Below are 15764 nucleotides of genomic sequence, written 5' to 3'. Positions count from 1 at the left end.
CGAAAATCAGCGCGCCCGTTCGGCCGTTGCCGGATTACTGGGGTTCCTCATCGATGTAGAACCCCATCTTCCCCATGCCGTAATCGCGCATGGCCTCCATGATTTCCGTCTGGGAATTCATCACGTACGGCCCATGACTCACTACCGGAGCCCCGATGGGTCGTCCGCCCAGTAAGAGCACCCGCGTCAATGGTGCCTCACCCCGCAGTCGGACGCCCTCACCATCATTGCGGTAATGGAGCATGGTGCGGGCGCCGTATGGAAACCCGGTACTGGAAACTATCCCCCCATCCAGTAGGTATACCGCCAAATTATAATCAGTCGGTACGGGAAGCTCCACCACCGTGTCCGCCGGCAAATCCAGTTGCCAAACCAGCAAATCACCGTACACTTTCGCCGGACCCCGCACGGATTCGCCCCAATGACCGGCAACGATGCGCATGCTCGCCCCATCCGCCAGGGGGACGACGGGAATGTCAGCGGCTTTGATATCCTGGTACCGTGGCTGCACCATTTTGTGCTCCGGCGCGAGGTTCACCCAGAGCTGAATGCCCTCCATAATGCCGCCCCGGGAGACAAACTCGTCACTGGCCCGTTCGCTGTGGATGATTCCCCTCCCGGACGTCATCCACTGCACGTCTCCGTCGCGCAGGTAGCCGGTATTTCCCCGACTGTCCCGGTGCCGCAGTCCGCCGGAGTACAGTAAGGTCACGGGTTCGAACCCCCGGTGGGGGTGGGGACCGACGTCCAGCGGGTCCCGCTCGCCGGGTGCCACTTTGAAGGGACCAAAATGGTGCAACAGCAAAAACGGATCGATCTGATCTATCCGCTGGGTCGGCAGCGGCTGATGGATAGTGGTGCCGCCCATACTGATGGCGTGGGCCGGCAGAATGTTGGCAACGGAGCGAGGAGTCATGACCGCATATTTAATGTACGTACACGAATAACGCCCGAGTAGGGAGCATAGTTAAAAACCCTCCATCCCGTCGCGCCAGTTCCAGATGATGAGAATCCAGTTGCGGCCGTCGGGAGCGGTAAAGCGGGCCAATTCCTCGAAGCCAATGCGCTCATGGACGCGCTGCGAACGGGTATTGCGGGCATCGATCGCGGTAAGGCAGTAGGGAAAACGCAGGTGGTAGCAGGCCCGTAGGTATTTGTACATCCGGTCGGCCAGCTTCTGTCCGCGTGCTTCTTCCGCGACGCACACCTGCCCCATGACCAGATACTCTACTTCGCCGAGTAACTCCCCGCGGTGTACGATCGCATCCTGCTTTTCGAAGAGAATTGCTAGAGATGGGATGGACTGACTGAACTCCCGCGTCATCGCGAGGCAGTACCCCTGGAGCTTTCGCTCCCGTAGGGCGATCACGGCCGCCGCCGAAGCATTCATCCGCTGCAACAGCGGCAGGTCGTGGCGGGCCGTTACGAAGCCCTGGTCTTTAGCCGTATCCGCGTCGAGGCTCTCCAGCGCGTTGATCCGCTGTAATTCAAGGATCTGTTTGAGCTGGCCGTCCCTGCGGGCGAGGGTGATCTTGATTGGTTCCATGGTCATCTGCTGAGTCCGGTAATAAATGTAGCGGATACTTAGGCTAACCTACAGAAAAGCCCCGCAGGAATCCACTGTTACGATTCGCTGCGGGGCTTTCGGTAAGGCCGTTCCGGTGGGTTATTTCCTGCCGACCGCGCGTTTCACGGCCGCGACGATGTCTTTGACCCCGAGGCCGTACTTTTCGAGCAGTTCCTCCGCTTCTCCGGACTCGCCGAAGGTGTCGTCGGTAGCCACGTACTCCTGGGGCGTCGGCAGCTGCTTCGAGAGGCACTCCGCGATGGTACTACCCAGTCCGCCGTACTTATTGTGCTCCTCACAGGTCACGACGGCGCCGGTCTTACGGGCGCTGGCCACTACGGCTTCCTCGTCGAGGGGCTTGATGGTATGAATGTTGATCAGGTCGACGCTGATGCCTTCCTCCTTCAACTGGCGGGCGGCCTCCACGGCGTACCAGACGAGGTGTCCGGTGGCAAATACGGACACGTCGGAACCCTCGCTCAGGTGCAGGGCCTTGCCGATTTCAAACTTGGTGTCTTCGGGAATGAAGATGGGCCAGCTCGGACGGCCGAAACGGAGGTACACCGGTCCGTGGTGTTCCACGATCGCCTGCACGGCGGCCTTGGTCTGATTGTAGTCGCAGGGGTTGATGACCGTCATGCCGGGCAACATCCGCATCATGCCGATGTCCTCCAGAATCTGGTGGGTCGCCCCGTCTTCGCCCAGGGTGAGCCCGGCGTGGCTGGCACAGATCTTCACGTTCTTGTCGCTGTAGGCGATCGACTGGCGGATCTGATCGTAGACCCGGCCGGTGCTGAAGTTGGCGAAGGTGGTCGTGACCGGGATCTTGCCGCCGGTCGCGAGACCCGCCGCCAGGCCCATCATGTTGGCCTCGGAGATACCCACCTGCACGAAGCGCTCGGGGTAGGTGTTGATGAAGTCTTCGGACTTCATGGATCCGCGCAGGTCGGCGGTCAGCATGACTACGTTATCGTGCTGGTCACCGGCAGCCTTGAGGCCGGCACCGAACCCGTCGCGGGTAGCCTTCTTGCCGGTAGATTGGAGTTTATCTAGGGATAGCATAATTCTTAGTTGTTATGACGTAAGGGTACGTCTCCGCTATCTGGTGATAGCATTTTGTGGGGGAAGGGTGGGGGCGGGAAGGCGGGAGCAACGCATCAGATCCCCTCGGCGGGAAAGTCGCCGAGCGTCTCTTCCAGTTGCGAAAGCGCATTCTTGGCCTGTTCCTCGTTCGGAGCCTTACCGTGCCAGTGGTGGGTCCCCACCATGTAATCGACACCCATGCCCATCTCGGTCTTCATGACGATGCAGGTCGGTTTGCCGTTCCGCTTAGCCTGGGCCTTTTTCAGCGTTTCTACGGTTTCTTCCATATTGTTGCCGTCCATCTCCATGATGTCCCAGCCGAAAGCCCGGTACTTATCGGCAAAACTGCCGAGGCGGAGGACCTCACGCGTCGGCCCGTCGATCTGCTGACCGTTGTCATCGATGATGAGGACTAGGTTTTCCAGCTTGTTGTGGGGAGCGAACAGGGCGGCTTCCCAGATTTGACCTTCCTGCTGCTCGCCGTCGCCGGTGAGGACGAAGACGGTCCGGTCGTCGCCGTCCATCCGCTTTTGCAGCGCCATACCGGCGGCTACGCTTACGCCCTGACCAAGGGAGCCCGAAGCCACCCGAATACCGGGAAGCCCCTCGTGAGTAGTGGGGTGCCCCTGCAGGCGGCTGTCGATGGCGCGGAAAGTCTTGAGTTCCTCCACGGGGAAGTAACCCGCACGGGCCAGCACGCTGTAGAAGACCGGTGAAATGTGACCGTTGGAAAGAAAGAACGCATCCTCGCCGTGGGCCTCCATGTTGAAGCTGGGGTCGTGCTTCATCACCTCGAAGAACAGAGCTACGAATAGATCGGTGTTGCCGAGTGCCCCGCCGGGGTGGCCGCTCTGGCATAGGTACACCTGCCGTATGATATCACGCCGTACCTGGGAGGCAATACGTTTGAGTTCCTGAATGTCTGCCATATAAGGGGGGAGATTTTTGGGTTGCGGCACGGCCGCGAAGCCGCGAATTTAGGCATTTTAAAGGCATTGCTTCCCCATTTGTTCTCTGCTCCCGCGTTCCCGCCGCAGCAAGTATGCCGCAGTTTTCCGATGCCGGGGAGCGATTGTTTCCTGTCACGCTGCGAGTGCTCAGGGTTGTGGCGCGTGCGCGGGAGCCACGAATTCCCGAATTCCAGACAGCAGCTCACTCGGTGGTCAGATTTTACCCGGTGGAGAACGAGTAGCGGCCGGGCTTGTTATGCCGGTATACGGGACTGCTCCGACGAACGGATAAGTCCCAAGAACCACGATGCAGGACGGCCGAATACTTACCGCACTCATTCACCGCTACCCGGACCTACGGGAGGAATTCCTGGGCTGGGCCGCGAGCCACGATTATCCGGAACCGGAAACCCTCGTCAACTACCGCCGCGCGCTGATAGCGTGGTACGAAGCCCGCACCGCGGACGACGATCCGTACCGGGGAGACCCCATGGACTTCATCATCTCCGTCGCCAAGGTGTACTTCGGAAAGGATCATCCTCCCCCCGACCGCCCCCTTCGTTACTTTCCGCGCTCCATCAACCTGCCGCCGGAAGGCCAGTCGCTGCTCCGGGCTTTTCACCAACTGGAGCCGGGGTGCCGGGAACTGCTGCTGCTGGCGGACTACCACCGCTTATCTACCGCAGCGATCGCCCGGGCCGTCGGTGACGACGAGGAACCGGTTACCGCCCGCATTGCCGTCTGCCGCCGTGAACTGGAGGCTTCGTCGCCGTCCGCTCCCCGCTACTGGTCGGAGGTCATTACCGTAGCCGGTCGTCAGGATTTGATGCAAACACTCGAACGGGAGGAACAACGCCTCACCACTGACCAGTTGGCGGATGAGTCCGAGGCCCAGATGGACGAGAAGCGGGAAGCGGTACGGCTCACCCCTCGCCGCCGCCTGAAGTTGCGGGCCCCGGCCGTCGGGACCGTTGTGGCCGCCGTAATTTTCGGGGTTTTCATGTGGTTAGTCTATGACACCTTCGGAAACGCCACGCCGGACGGGCTCTACGCCCGCTACTTCGAGCCCTACCCGAATATTTTCCGGGATAGCGTACCCACTACCGAAGACGAGCGTGATCTGCAACGGATTCTTTACTACTACGACCGGGGTGATTACCGTACGGCCTACGACGAACTGCTGCCCGCCGCCCGGGCGTATCCCGCGGCGTCCCTCTACCTGGGGGTCACGGCCCTGGCGCTCGGCGATCCCGGCAGGGCCGGAGAGTGGTTCGGTCGCGTAGACCCACTGGGCCCCTACGCCGACGTGGCCGATTGGTACCGCGCCCTGGCCTCGCTCGCCGGTCAGGATCTTCCGCGGGCCCGCCGTCAGCTCGTGCGGATCCGTGACGACGTGAGTCATCCGTACCGGGACCGCGCCGCCGAAATTCTGGCTGATCTGTACTGATTGCCCGGCTCCCGCGCTCCGCCGCCAATCCCTTCGCTTCCCTACCTTCGCGCCCATGAAACCGTCCATCCCCAAAGGCACCCGCGACTTTTTGCCCGGTGAAGTACGCCGACGCAACTACATCTTCGACGTCATTCGCCGGTACTTTCATCGCTACGGCTACCAGCCCATCGAGACGCCGGTGATGGAAAACCTGTCGACCCTTACCGGTAAGTACGGCGAGGAAGGCGACCGCCTGCTGTTTAAAGTCCTGAATAACGGCGACTTCCTCGGAAAAGCCGACGCGGACGACCTGAAGAACAAGGACAGCAACGCCGTACTTCCGCAAATCTCGAAACGGGGACTCCGCTACGACCTCACCGTACCCTTCGCCCGCTACGTGGTGATGCACCAGAACGATCTTGCCTTTCCCTTCAAACGCTACGCCATCGCACCCGTGTGGCGGGCCGACCGGCCGCAGAAGGGGCGGTACAATGAGTTTTACCAGTGCGACGCCGACGTCGTAGGGTCCGACTCCCTGCTCTACGAGGCCGAACTCACGCAGCTCCTGGACGATGTGTTCGCCGAGCTGGGTCTCCGGACCGTCATCCGACTCAACCACCGGAAGATTCTGGCCGGGCTTGCCGAGATCGCGGGGCACGCCGACCGCATGATGGACATCACCATCGCCATCGATAAGCTGGACAAGATCGGGGAGGCCGGCGTCGAAAAAGAACTGCGCGAGCGGGGGGTAGACGAAGCCGCCGTCGGGATCATCAAGCAATTTCTCGGCGCTACCAGTCTGGATAGTGTCGCACCGTTATTACAGGACAGCGCGGTGGGACGCCAGGGCATTGCCGAATTGCAGGAAGTATTCGCCACTGCAGGCACCCTGACCAATCGCCTGGAATTCGACGTCACCCTTGCGCGAGGACTCAACTACTACACGGGGTGTATCTACGAAGTGGAAGTGGATACCGAAGCACATCCCGGCATTCAGATGGGAAGCATTGCCGGGGGTGGCCGCTACGCCGATCTGACGGGTATTTTCGGGGGGCGTGACCTCTCCGGCGTAGGCATCAGCTTCGGAGCCGAACGCATCTACGACGTCCTGGAGGAACTCAGCCTGTTTCCCGCGGATACGAGTGAAGATCTCGAGTACCTTCTCCTCTGCCTTGACGACGCAAGCCTTGCTCACGGCTTCCAACTACAACGCAGGATGCGCCGTTCCGGCCTCCATACGGACCTTTATCCAACCGCCGCCAAGCTCGGTAAAATGATGAAGTACGCCGATCAGCGAAATGCCCCGAAAGTGATCATCATCGGTTCCCGCGAAGTCGAAAGCGGACAGTATACCGTAAAGAATATGCGGACCGGTGAGCAGGAGGTGGTGGGGTTTTAGTCAGTTAGTCTTTTAGTACGTTAGGCGGTTAGGCGGTTAGTCTTTTAGGACTTTAGTCAATTAGGCAGTTAGCCGGATAGTCATTTTCGGATGCCCGATCGCAGAGTCGCTAACAATAGCAGCCTGAGGTGTAGGCGTGCAGTCAGTTAGTCGTTTAGTCAATTAGAACTTTAGTCAATTAGGCTATTATTCGGATAGTCATTTTTCAACCATACGATTATACTACCGCACTATCCAGATACCATACTACCAGCCGAACGAACTAACGGCCTACCACACTACCAGCCGAACGAACTAACGAACTAACCCCCTAACGCACTAACGGCCTACCATACTACCACCCGAACGAACTAACGAACTAACGGCCTACCACACTACCACACTACCAGCCTAACGAACTAACCCCCCTAACGGCCTACCACACCCTACTTCCCCTCCAGCTTAATCATATCCTCCACGATACTCACGGCTTCCCGGATATATACATCCTTGCTTACGCTCTGCTTGAAGTCGTCATTGCGGGCGGATTTGCTCTCATCAGCTAGGATGGGCTCCAGGTCAACCTGCAGGTTGAGGACGCCGGGATTGACTACATCGTCGAACAGGTCGTTGTACATCTCGGCTTCGGTCCGGCTAGCGTGTTGCAGGGCTTCGAACTCGGTCAGGGACAGAGGGTAAGTATCGCGATCGCGCTGGCGCTTGACCCGCTGGGCATTATCCTGGATGCGGGTAAAGGTCGGGCTGCTCTCCACGCGGCTGGCGCTGCGGGCCTTCAGCTCGTCGAGGTTGCGGATACGGTAGACGTCCTGATCGTAGTCGGCGGGCTCGATCTCGCTCCAGGCGAGGGGGGCCGACTGTTCCTTCTCGCCGGTTTCCAGGAGGGAGCGGCTGTCGGGGAGAATGATGTCGGGCACTACGCCCCGCAGTTGGGTGGAACCACCGTTGATGCGGTAGAACTTCTGCATCGTCAGTTTCACGGTGCCGAGGGGCTTGATGTCGTTATGGCCACTGACGGTGCGATCCATGTCGATGAAACGCTGCACCGTACCCTTGCCGAAGGTAGAGTTACTGCCGACGATCACGGCGCGGTTGTAGTCCTGCAGCGCGGCGGCAAGAATTTCGCTGGCCGAGGCGGAATACTGGTTGACCAGCACCACCAGGGGCCCATCGTACTGTACCCGGCGGTCCTTATCCTCCAGCACTTCTTTCTTCATTCCCCGGCCGGCTACCTGCACCACAGGCCCTTCGGGAATGAAGAAGCCGGTCATGTCCACGACGTCGCGCAGGGATCCACCCCCGTTGTTGCGTAGGTCGAGAATGATGCCGTCGACGTCCTGGGCTTTTAATTTATCCAGTTCGGCGGCTACGTCCTTCGCGGAGAAGCGACCGTCTTCGTTCTGAAAATCGGCGTAGAAGCTGGGAAGGGAGATGTAGCCGATCTTTTCGCCGCCGACGTTATCGTCGATGATGAGCGACTTGGCGTAGGTGTCGTCGATGATGATCACGTCGCGCTCGATGGAGATGTCACGGATCGTACCGTCGGGTTTTTTCACTTTCAGGTTGACGACGGTCCCTTTCTTTCCGCGGATCTTATCGACCACGTCCTCGAGCTGCATGCCCTTGATGTCGACCATTTCCTCGCCCTTCTGACGAACGCCCATGATGACGTCGTCTTCCTTGAGTTCCTTGCCCTTCCAGGCGGGGCCGCCCACTACGATGGAAGTAACCTTGGTGTACTCGTCGTCGGTCTGCAGGGTGGCACCGATGCCCTCGAGCCGCCCGCTGAAACGAATGTCGAAGCTTTCCTTATCCTTCGGCCGGAAGTAGCTCGTGTGTGGATCGAAGACGGCGGTCATCGAGTTGAGGTACTGGGAGGTCTTTACGCTGGGCTTAAGCTCCCGCATCCGCTTGAACCAGTCGTTGTAGCGTTCGAGGATCTTGCCGCGGTACTCGATTTCCAGGGAATCCAGGCTGGGTTGTTCGGCGCCGGTGGTGTCCTTGGCCATTTCCTCCCGCTTGTCGGTGATCTGGCTCAGCAGGTCGCGCTTCATGTAGTCGTGCCAGTACTGCTTGAGTTCGGCGTCGTTGGTGGCCCAGTCGGAATCTTCGTCGCGGTCCGTAAAGCTCCCGGCTTCTTCCAGGTTAAAGGGTTCGGAGAGGATCTCTTCGTACCAGCCCTGGGTCTTGTCGAGGGCGGCCGTCCAGCGTTCCTGTGCCAGGTCGTAGAAGGTGTATTCACCGGCCTTGCTTTCGTCGTCGATGCGGGTGCGGTAGGGGGCAAAGACTTCGATATCCTCCTGGGTGAAGAACAGGCGGGCACCGTCCAGATCATTGAGGTAATGATCGTAGACGCGCTCCGAGAAGTCATCGTCGATGTCGGTAGGCTGGTAGTGGTAGTTCTGTAAATTAGCCAGCATCGTCTTCAGAATGATCGACGGGGCATCGCCGGGGGGCGTGGTGGCCGGTCGGACGGCCGCGATCAGAGCGAAGACGAGCACGAGGGCGGAGAAAAGCAGGGGGCCGCGCGTTTTCATGTATTTTCTTTTTAGAACTCCCGGCTTCGCCAATTCATTATGGGCAGCTCCGGGACTGCCGTATGTAAATGTTTTGCGGGGAGGGGTTGTTGAGTCACCTACCCTTCATCCGGGTGTTTAACATCATATTAAGCGGATTTCTTTCCGGCCTGTCGCACGGACGTATCTTCGCCCCGGTGCGGAAGTGGTACCTCATCCTGGCAGTCTTACTGCTGTTTCCGGCCCTGTTGATTAATCTGGGGCTGATGGTCTTCATCGACGACGAGGCCATCCGCTCCCTGGTCGCCCAGGAAATGTTGTGGTCGGGAAATTTCGTCGCGCCGGCCATGCACGGCGATGCGTACCTTAACAAGCCGCCCCTCTGGAACTGGATCCTGGCCGCCAGCTTTACTCTCCACGGCGAAGCGAACGAGTGGGCCGCCAGACTGCCGACGGTCCTGAGCCTCCTGGCCTTTGCCGGCACGACCTTCCTGTTCAGCCGCCGACCCTTCGGCGACCGGCTGGCCGTCATCCACGCCCTCACCGTCATCACTTGCGGTCGGATGCTCTTCTGGGACAGCATGCTGGCACTCATCGACGTATGCTTCAGTTGGCTGGTGTATACCCAGGTCATGTTGCTGTATCGTTTCGGGCATAAGGGACGGTGGTGGCTCGCCTTTGGTTGCACCTACTTGCTCACCGTAGCCACTTTCATGCTCAAGGGACTGCCCGCGGTGGTCTTTCAGGGCCTGAGCATCTTCGCCCTGCTGGGGTACCTCCGCGAGTGGCGGCAGTTGTTCCGCCCCGCCCACCTCCTCAGTGGTCTGACTTGCGTGCTTGTTCTCGGCTTCTACTACCTACAGTATGGTCACTACGTCGATCTCGCGCAGGTAGGGCAGCGGCTCTTCGTGGAAAGTGGTAAGCGTACCGCGGCCGCCCACGGCATCTGGGAAACGGTACGCCACGTAGTCGCCTTTCCCTTTGAAATGAGCTACCATTTCCTCCCCTGGACCCTACTGCTGGCTTACCTGTTGCGGCCGGGGGCTTGGCGTTCCCTGCGGACCAATGGTTTCGCGGCCTTCTGTCTGGTGGCCTTCCTGGTCAATATACCCGTGTACTGGCTCTCGCCGGAGGTGTATCCCCGTTACCTCCTGATGCTCTTCCCCCTCCTGTTCGCGAGCCTACTGTACCTCCACCGCTTACATGCCGAACGGGGCTCCCGCACCTACCACGTCCTCCGGTATCTACTGCTGACGGTCATGACGCTTTGTGCGATCGCCTTACCCTTCGTCCCCCTCGTTCCCCAGACCGCAGTCGTGGCGTACCCGTGGCTTAAAAGTGTGCTGTTGGGCGGGGTCGCGGGTGCCGTGGTTCTCGGAGGCTGGCGCGACGAACGAAATTTTCTGCTGCTGCTGTGCTGCTTCCTGCTGCTGTTGCGCATCGCATTCAACCTTTTTCTTCTCCCCGCTCGCGCCACCGGCAATGAACGGGGGAATGCCGTGCGGGCTACCGCGGAGTCGGTGGTGCGTACGAATGCCGGGAAAGAGCTGGCCATCTACCGCCACACGCTCGTGGAACCCGCCACGGGCTACTACCTTACCGCCGCCTACGGCCGCGTAGTACCCCGTCACTTCGACCGTTACGTGCCCGGAACCGTGTACGTCGGTAGCCCGTTACAGTACGGGGAGCTCCGTATTGCGGCTACCGATTCCCTGTACCTCCGTCACCTCGATACGCGTTATCCGGTCGGATATTTACTCAACCCCCTGCCGGATCCCGGTCCGGATGCCACGGAGCTGCGTGACGGGATGGGGTCGGGCATTAGCATTGAATGATCCTCCCCTCCGCGCCAAATGGTACATTACCTGGGTCACACCCGTAAATTGTGAGTTTCTCATGCATCTATCCGTCGTCGTTACCATCCTGAACGAGGTGGAAAATATCCAACCCCTCATCGACCGCACCCATGCGGCCCTGGGGGAGTGCGACTTCGATTACGAGATCGTATACGTCGACGACGGCAGCACCGACGGCTCCGTCGAACTCCTTAAGTCGCTCGCTGATCCCCGCCTGGTGGTCGTCGAGCTGCGCAAAAATTACGGCCAGAGCCTGGCCCTCATGGCCGGTATCGATACCGCCCGCGGACGCTACATCGCCACGATGGACGGTGACCTGCAAAACGATCCCGCGGACATCCCCGCCATGCTCGCCCTGGTCGAGCACGACGACTGGGACTTGGTGGTCGGCGAACGCGTCAACCGTCAGGACGGAGCGCTGCTTCGGCGATTTCCGAGCCGTATCGCCAACTGGATCATCCGCAACCTGAGCGGTGTCCACCTGCGCGATTACGGATGCGCGCTGAAGGTCTTTCGGGCCGAAATCGCCCACGATATCGGCATTTACGGAGAACTGCACCGATTTATTTCCGTGCTGGCCAGCCTGGAGGGGGCCCGGATCACCCAAATTCCGGTCAGGCATCACGCCCGCCAGTTCGGGAAGAGTAAGTACGGTCTGGGGCGCACCTTCAAGGTCGTCAGCGACCTGCTGTTGATGCTCTTCCTGAAGAAGTACCTCCAGCGTCCCATGCACCTGTTTGCCCAGGCGGGGCTGGCCCTGTTCACCGTCGGCGCGCTCATCAACGCCTACCTGCTGGTGCTCAAAATTATGGGCCAAGACATTTGGGGAAAGCCGCTGCTGATCCTGGGGGCTTTGCTCGTACTGGCTGGTATTCAACTGATTACCGTAGGCATCATCGTGGAGGTACTGATGCGAACTTACTACGAAAGCCAGAACAAACGACCGTATAAGATCAGGGAGATTCGGCGGACGGAGGAGGAAGCACTAAGCTGGCCGCCCGTTGAACACGCCGACTCCCGGAGCCGCCCGGCCGGTCGGCGGGAGGACTAATAGCGGCGGCCGAACAGGTCGCGGTTGCCGGACCGTTTCTTCTTCGAATCGGTTTTCACCGTCTTGTCGAGTGCCGCGCAACCCGATTTACGGTTGCAGCCGGAGGAAAATAAGACCGCGAACCCTAGTAAAATAAGGAAAACAGGATAAACACTGCGGTTTTTCATACGTTTGTAGGCTGAACTAGGGAAGTTAGGGTAAAAGCAATGCGCCAACCCTAAAATACCTAAACTAACCATTTACCCTGGCAACACGTAATTGCCGTTTTTTAACCTATCAAACTTCTGAATAATGAATAAAGGAGATCTCGTATCGGCCATTGCCGACAAAGCCAGCCTCACCAAAGATCAGGCCGAAAGCGCACTGAGCGCCACCCTCGGAGCCATCGAAGAAGCGCTCAAGAAAGAGGATAGCGTAAGCCTCATCGGCTTCGGCACCTTTTCGGTGAACAACCGCCCCGCCCGCGAAGGACGTAACCCCCGCACCAACGAAACCATTCAGATTGCGGCCAAGAACGTGGTGAAATTCAAGCCCGGGAAAAAACTGAGCGAGTCGGTCAACTAAAACCGCCCGCTATCATTAGGCCCCCGCGGCCCGACCCAACGACCCGATCGGCACCCGCCGGCCGGGTCGTTGTCGTTTCCCCGCGCCCCCACAATCCAACCTCTATGAGCACCTACCTCATCGTCGGCGGCAGTTCCGGTATCGGCCGCGCACTCGTCGACCAACTTCTGGCCGATGACCGAACCGAGGTTCACGTCTGGGCCCGCGACCGCCGGGATCTACCCCCTACCGTACACTTCACTGCACTGGACGTCACCGACGAAGAAGCGCCCCTGAAGTCCGCCGTTCCGGAATCCCTGGATGGCCTGGTGTACTGTCCCGGCAGCATCGACCTGCGCCCCTTCCGTAGCCTACGTCCCGCCGCTTTCCGCGATGCCTTCGAACTGAACGTGATCGGAGCCGTGCGCTGTCTGCAGGCCGCCGAGCGGGCGCTGAAGAAAAGCGAATGGGCGTCCGTAGTTCTTTTTTTGACGGTGGCGGTGCGCCACGGCATGCCCTTCCACGCTTCCGTAGCCGCGGCGAAGGGCGCGGTGGAGGGCCTTACGCTCAGTCTGGCCGCCGAATACGCACCCGCCATCCGGGTAAACGCCATCGCTCCCTCCCTGACCGATACTCCCCTGGCCGAAAAGCTACTCGCTACGGAGGAAAAACGCGCGGCCAGCGCCCAGCGCCACCCCCTTAACCGGGTTGCCCCCGCCGCCGAAGTAGCGGCTATGGCCGCCTTCCTGCTGGGCTCGTCCGCCGGCTCCATCACCGGACAAGTGATTGCGATCGACGGCGGCATCGGTAGTATCTAGTCGCCGGCGGACTTACGCACGATGGTAGCTACGATCTCCTGCAGGTGGGGTACGTTCTCTTCCTCGAACCAGGCATTGCGGCGCAGGTAGATCCCGTTGCGCGGACTGGGGTGGGGGATGGGAAAGTAGTGGGGTAAGTACTCGCGGTAATTTCTGACCGTCTCCGTCAGGTTTTTCTTCCGCCGATCGCCGAGATAATGGGCCTGGGCGTACGATCCGATAAGTACACGGAGTTCGATCTTAGGCATCAATGCCAGCAGGGGATTTTGCCACAACGGCGCGCACTCCGGCCGGGGGGGAAGGTCGCCGCCCTTGCCCTTGCCCGGATAGCAAAATCCGATGGGCAGGATGCCGAAGGTTGGGGTGCCGAAAAATTCCGCGTCCGTAACCCCCAACCATTCCCGAAGGCGGCGGCCACTGGGATCGTCCCAGGCTACGCTGGATAAATGGGCCAGCCGCCCGGGCGCCTGGCTGATGAGTACGATCCGTACCTCCGGGTGAATGCGAAAGATAGGGTTCGGTCCCAGGGGCAAGTGTTCGGAGCAGACCGTACAGTCACGTGCCCGCTCCGGGAGGGGGTGTGCGAAGTTGGGGGTATAGCCCTTAGCCACCGGCTCAGAAACTTCGGGCGTAGGCGATCACCAGTTGTTCCGTGATGCTGATCCGCTTTCCCAGACCCGCTACGCCGTTGGGGGCACTGTAATCGGTGATCTGCACCCGGATGTCATCGTCGTAGAACGCGTTGATGAATATGTTGAGATGCAGGTTCTCGGTGAAGGCAAAGGAAACGGTATTCTGCCAGTCGATGTCGACGTTCTGCGGGCTGTCCAGGTAGTTGGAGTACAGACCGAGATTAGAAGAAAAGCCGAACCGATCCTCCCCGCCGAAGGTCACCTTATACTTGAATTGTAACAGGGAGCCGATCTGGGCGTCCACGTTCTGGAATTCCGGATAGATGCCGTCAGTAGGTTCGCCACTGACCTCGTTGCCGTGCACCCCCCGACTGGCGATGCTGTCGTTGGCCACCACGATGAACTTACCTCCGAGCGGTGAATAAAAGATCGACAGCCGTTCGGTGGGTTTGTAATCGATACCGACGGAGAGGGTCATTGTAGCCGGTGACAGAAACTTGGATCGCGGACTGCGACCACTATCGATGAAATCGGACACGAAGTTACCCGAGTACAGATCCGGAAACTGGTAAGTCGGCGTCAGCTGGCTGAGGAAGGTGGCGTTGACGGAATAGTAGAGTTTACCGTCGGGCTTGATCTTATAGCCGTACTTACTACCGAAACGAAGTTCGTCGATCGTCTTCTGGAAGGGTATCTTGGAGGTAGCTCCCTGGGCAATCACGCCGGCTCCGAGCCGCTGAACGGCGAATTGCCACAGGATGGTGTTGTCCCAGGCTTTACGCCCCATCTTGTAGTTGGCGAAGCCGTCGAAGGCTCCGCCCAGCCCCAGCCGGTTTTGTCCGGCTCCTTGCTTGGGATTGATCTGCAACAATTGAGCGAAGTCAAATCCTACTCCCGCGCCGCGGTCCCATCCTTCGGGAATTTCTTCCGCTTCTTCTTTTTGCGCCGACAGATTCAGGGATAGCAGCAGTAAAAACAAGAACAGGCTCGCCTTGTACATGGGTACGGGGTTGAGGGGGTCGGTCCGGGGGCGGTGCCCCGCTGAATAAGGGAGCTGCAATGATACGGCTATTCGCCCGGGTGGGGGGGGAGTGTGCGACCGTCTTCCCGCCGGCTGTGCACCTCAAACCCATCGCTGCTCAGTTTGCTGAAGGGGATGGTGTAGTCCGATTCTTCCGCGCGGAGCGTGATGTGGAGACTGCTGAGCTGAATGACTTCCCCCCGCTTGCCGTCGATGCTGATTTCGTCACCCACCCTCACCTGATTGCGATTGTAAAAGCTGGCCAGAATGTTGCCCATGATGTGCCGGGAGGCCATGCCGTATCCGATGGCGAAGGCTCCCGCGATCCCGCCCAGTACGATGCTTATGTTGGCTTCCATGAACTCCGTCTGCAACTGCGCCTGACTCAGGGCGATGAGTACGATGTTGAGGAGAATAAAGTAGAATACCGCCCCGGCGATCAGATTGGCCGACGGGATGCCGAGCGAACGACAGGTATTGACAACGAGGCGCTTAATGAAGTCGGCCAGAAAGATGCCTCCGATCAGAATAATGAAGGCGGTAATGGCATTCGGGATGTAAGCGACGAGATCGGCCATCATGGCCGAAAGCATCGGCATACCGAGAGCGTCCACGGCCGCCATGGTAAAGACAATCAGGACGAAGTAGTACACGATACCGGCCAGTACCCGACTCGGCAGCACGCGGATGTCGGTATTCCGAAACATGTCGATGCTGAGCAGTTTATCCGTAAGACGATCCAAACCGGAGGCGGCCACGATTCGCCGGATGACCTGGTAGAGGACCCGGGCAATCACGTAGCCCACCAGAAAAACGACCGCTGCTTTGAGTAGGGCGGGAATCACCGTCAGCAACTGATAGGCCTGTAACTTGAGTATGTTGAGGATGGACTCCATAGCAAT

15 protein-coding genes are annotated in these 15764 nt (G+C 59.4%); 6 read left to right on the top strand and 9 right to left on the bottom strand.

What is annotated here, in order from left to right; all coding sequences use genetic code 11:
- Positions 1 to 34: 34 nt before the first annotated feature.
- The 4 genes from NMA52_RS13505 to NMA52_RS13490 form a co-directional block, all read right to left on the bottom strand.
- The gene (locus NMA52_RS13505) at positions 35 to 916 is read right to left on the bottom strand and encodes a pirin family protein (RefSeq protein WP_254828220.1); all 882 of its coding nucleotides are present in this window, start codon (positions 914 to 916) and stop codon (positions 35 to 37) included.
- 51 nt (positions 917 to 967) lie between these two features.
- A complete protein-coding gene (locus NMA52_RS13500; protein ID WP_254828219.1) occupies positions 968 to 1552 on the bottom strand; it encodes a GNAT family N-acetyltransferase in 585 nt (194 codons plus the stop codon).
- Between the two features lie 114 nt (positions 1553 to 1666).
- Positions 1667 to 2629 carry a transketolase family protein gene (locus NMA52_RS13495; RefSeq protein WP_254828218.1) on the bottom strand — a complete coding sequence of 321 codons (963 nt, stop codon included), beginning with the start codon at positions 2627 to 2629 and terminating at the stop codon, positions 1667 to 1669.
- Positions 2630 to 2724: 95 nt separating this feature from the next.
- Positions 2725 to 3579 (bottom strand): transketolase, encoded by an 855-nt coding sequence (locus tag NMA52_RS13490; RefSeq protein ID WP_254828217.1) that lies wholly within the window; start codon positions 3577 to 3579, stop codon positions 2725 to 2727.
- Positions 3580 to 3907: 328 nt separating this feature from the next.
- On the opposite strand from NMA52_RS13490, the gene NMA52_RS13485 reads away from it, so the two are divergent.
- Both NMA52_RS13485 and hisS read left to right on the top strand, forming a co-directional pair.
- Positions 3908 to 5047: a tol-pal system YbgF family protein gene (locus tag NMA52_RS13485; protein WP_254828216.1), complete on the top strand. Its 1140-nt coding sequence runs from the start codon at positions 3908 to 3910 to the stop codon at positions 5045 to 5047.
- A 55-nt stretch (positions 5048 to 5102) separates the two neighbouring features.
- Positions 5103 to 6428, top strand: a complete 1326-nt coding sequence (hisS, locus tag NMA52_RS13480; RefSeq protein ID WP_254828215.1) for a histidine--tRNA ligase — start codon at positions 5103 to 5105, stop codon at positions 6426 to 6428.
- Positions 6429 to 6853: 425 nt separating this feature from the next.
- Here the strand turns inward: hisS and NMA52_RS13475 are convergent, their stop codons facing one another.
- Positions 6854 to 8962 carry a carboxy terminal-processing peptidase gene (locus NMA52_RS13475; RefSeq protein WP_254828214.1) on the bottom strand — a complete coding sequence of 703 codons (2109 nt, stop codon included), beginning with the start codon at positions 8960 to 8962 and terminating at the stop codon, positions 6854 to 6856.
- Positions 8963 to 9075: 113 nt separating this feature from the next.
- Here NMA52_RS13475 and NMA52_RS13470 point away from each other — a divergent pair, with 113 nt between their 5' ends.
- Positions 9076 to 10776 carry a glycosyltransferase family 39 protein gene (locus NMA52_RS13470; protein WP_254828213.1) on the top strand — a complete coding sequence of 567 codons (1701 nt, stop codon included), beginning with the start codon at positions 9076 to 9078 and terminating at the stop codon, positions 10774 to 10776.
- A gap of 61 nt (positions 10777 to 10837) precedes the next feature.
- A complete protein-coding gene (locus NMA52_RS13465) occupies positions 10838 to 11848 on the top strand; it encodes a glycosyltransferase family 2 protein (RefSeq protein WP_254828212.1) in 1011 nt (336 codons plus the stop codon).
- Here NMA52_RS13465 and NMA52_RS13460 read toward each other — a convergent pair.
- Positions 11845 to 12015 carry a hypothetical protein gene (locus tag NMA52_RS13460; protein WP_254828211.1) on the bottom strand — a complete coding sequence of 57 codons (171 nt, stop codon included), beginning with the start codon at positions 12013 to 12015 and terminating at the stop codon, positions 11845 to 11847. The two genes, NMA52_RS13465 and NMA52_RS13460, sit on opposite strands and share 4 nt — an antisense overlap.
- A gap of 124 nt (positions 12016 to 12139) precedes the next feature.
- On the opposite strand from NMA52_RS13460, the gene NMA52_RS13455 reads away from it, so the two are divergent.
- Both NMA52_RS13455 and NMA52_RS13450 read left to right on the top strand, forming a co-directional pair.
- Positions 12140 to 12412 (top strand): HU family DNA-binding protein, encoded by a 273-nt coding sequence (locus NMA52_RS13455; protein ID WP_254828210.1) that lies wholly within the window; start codon positions 12140 to 12142, stop codon positions 12410 to 12412.
- A 104-nt stretch (positions 12413 to 12516) separates the two neighbouring features.
- Positions 12517 to 13209 carry an SDR family NAD(P)-dependent oxidoreductase gene (locus NMA52_RS13450; RefSeq protein WP_254828209.1) on the top strand — a complete coding sequence of 231 codons (693 nt, stop codon included), beginning with the start codon at positions 12517 to 12519 and terminating at the stop codon, positions 13207 to 13209.
- Here NMA52_RS13450 and NMA52_RS13445 read toward each other — a convergent pair.
- The 3 genes from NMA52_RS13445 to NMA52_RS13435 form a co-directional block, all read right to left on the bottom strand.
- Positions 13206 to 13820 carry a uracil-DNA glycosylase family protein gene (locus tag NMA52_RS13445; RefSeq protein WP_254828208.1) on the bottom strand — a complete coding sequence of 205 codons (615 nt, stop codon included), beginning with the start codon at positions 13818 to 13820 and terminating at the stop codon, positions 13206 to 13208. The genes NMA52_RS13450 and NMA52_RS13445 overlap by 4 nt on opposite strands.
- A gap of 4 nt (positions 13821 to 13824) precedes the next feature.
- The gene (locus NMA52_RS13440) at positions 13825 to 14841 is read right to left on the bottom strand and encodes a DUF3078 domain-containing protein (RefSeq protein WP_254828207.1); all 1017 of its coding nucleotides are present in this window, start codon (positions 14839 to 14841) and stop codon (positions 13825 to 13827) included.
- Positions 14842 to 14909: 68 nt separating this feature from the next.
- Positions 14910 to 15758: a mechanosensitive ion channel domain-containing protein gene (locus NMA52_RS13435; protein WP_254828206.1), complete on the bottom strand. Its 849-nt coding sequence runs from the start codon at positions 15756 to 15758 to the stop codon at positions 14910 to 14912.
- Between the last annotated feature and the right edge of the window lie 6 nt (positions 15759 to 15764).

The organism is Lewinella sp. JB7 (assembly GCF_024297185.1).
Taxonomy (GTDB): domain Bacteria; phylum Bacteroidota; class Bacteroidia; order Chitinophagales; family Saprospiraceae; genus Neolewinella.
The sequence above is the reverse complement of the archived record's forward strand: the minus strand, read 5'-3'. Positions and strand labels throughout refer to the sequence as shown.

Excerpts from the sequence above, each read along its gene's own strand:
- NMA52_RS13505 (WP_254828220.1), bottom strand. The coding sequence starts at position 916 with ATGACTCCTCGCTCCGTTGCCAACATTCTGCCGGCCCACGCCATCAGT.
- NMA52_RS13500 (WP_254828219.1), bottom strand. The coding sequence starts at position 1,552 with ATGACCATGGAACCAATCAAGATCACCCTCGCCCGCAGGGACGGCCAG.
- NMA52_RS13495 (WP_254828218.1), bottom strand. The coding sequence starts at position 2,629 with ATGCTATCCCTAGATAAACTCCAATCTACCGGCAAGAAGGCTACCCGC.
- NMA52_RS13490 (WP_254828217.1), bottom strand. The coding sequence starts at position 3,579 with ATGGCAGACATTCAGGAACTCAAACGTATTGCCTCCCAGGTACGGCGT.
- NMA52_RS13485 (WP_254828216.1), top strand. The coding sequence starts at position 3,908 with ATGCAGGACGGCCGAATACTTACCGCACTCATTCACCGCTACCCGGAC.
- hisS (WP_254828215.1), top strand. The coding sequence starts at position 5,103 with ATGAAACCGTCCATCCCCAAAGGCACCCGCGACTTTTTGCCCGGTGAA.
- NMA52_RS13475 (WP_254828214.1), bottom strand. The coding sequence starts at position 8,962 with ATGAAAACGCGCGGCCCCCTGCTTTTCTCCGCCCTCGTGCTCGTCTTC.
- NMA52_RS13465 (WP_254828212.1), top strand. The coding sequence starts at position 10,838 with ATGCATCTATCCGTCGTCGTTACCATCCTGAACGAGGTGGAAAATATC.
- NMA52_RS13460 (WP_254828211.1), bottom strand. The coding sequence starts at position 12,015 with ATGAAAAACCGCAGTGTTTATCCTGTTTTCCTTATTTTACTAGGGTTC.
- NMA52_RS13455 (WP_254828210.1), top strand. The coding sequence starts at position 12,140 with ATGAATAAAGGAGATCTCGTATCGGCCATTGCCGACAAAGCCAGCCTC.
- NMA52_RS13450 (WP_254828209.1), top strand. The coding sequence starts at position 12,517 with ATGAGCACCTACCTCATCGTCGGCGGCAGTTCCGGTATCGGCCGCGCA.
- NMA52_RS13440 (WP_254828207.1), bottom strand. The coding sequence starts at position 14,841 with ATGTACAAGGCGAGCCTGTTCTTGTTTTTACTGCTGCTATCCCTGAAT.
- NMA52_RS13435 (WP_254828206.1), bottom strand. The coding sequence starts at position 15,758 with ATGGAGTCCATCCTCAACATACTCAAGTTACAGGCCTATCAGTTGCTG.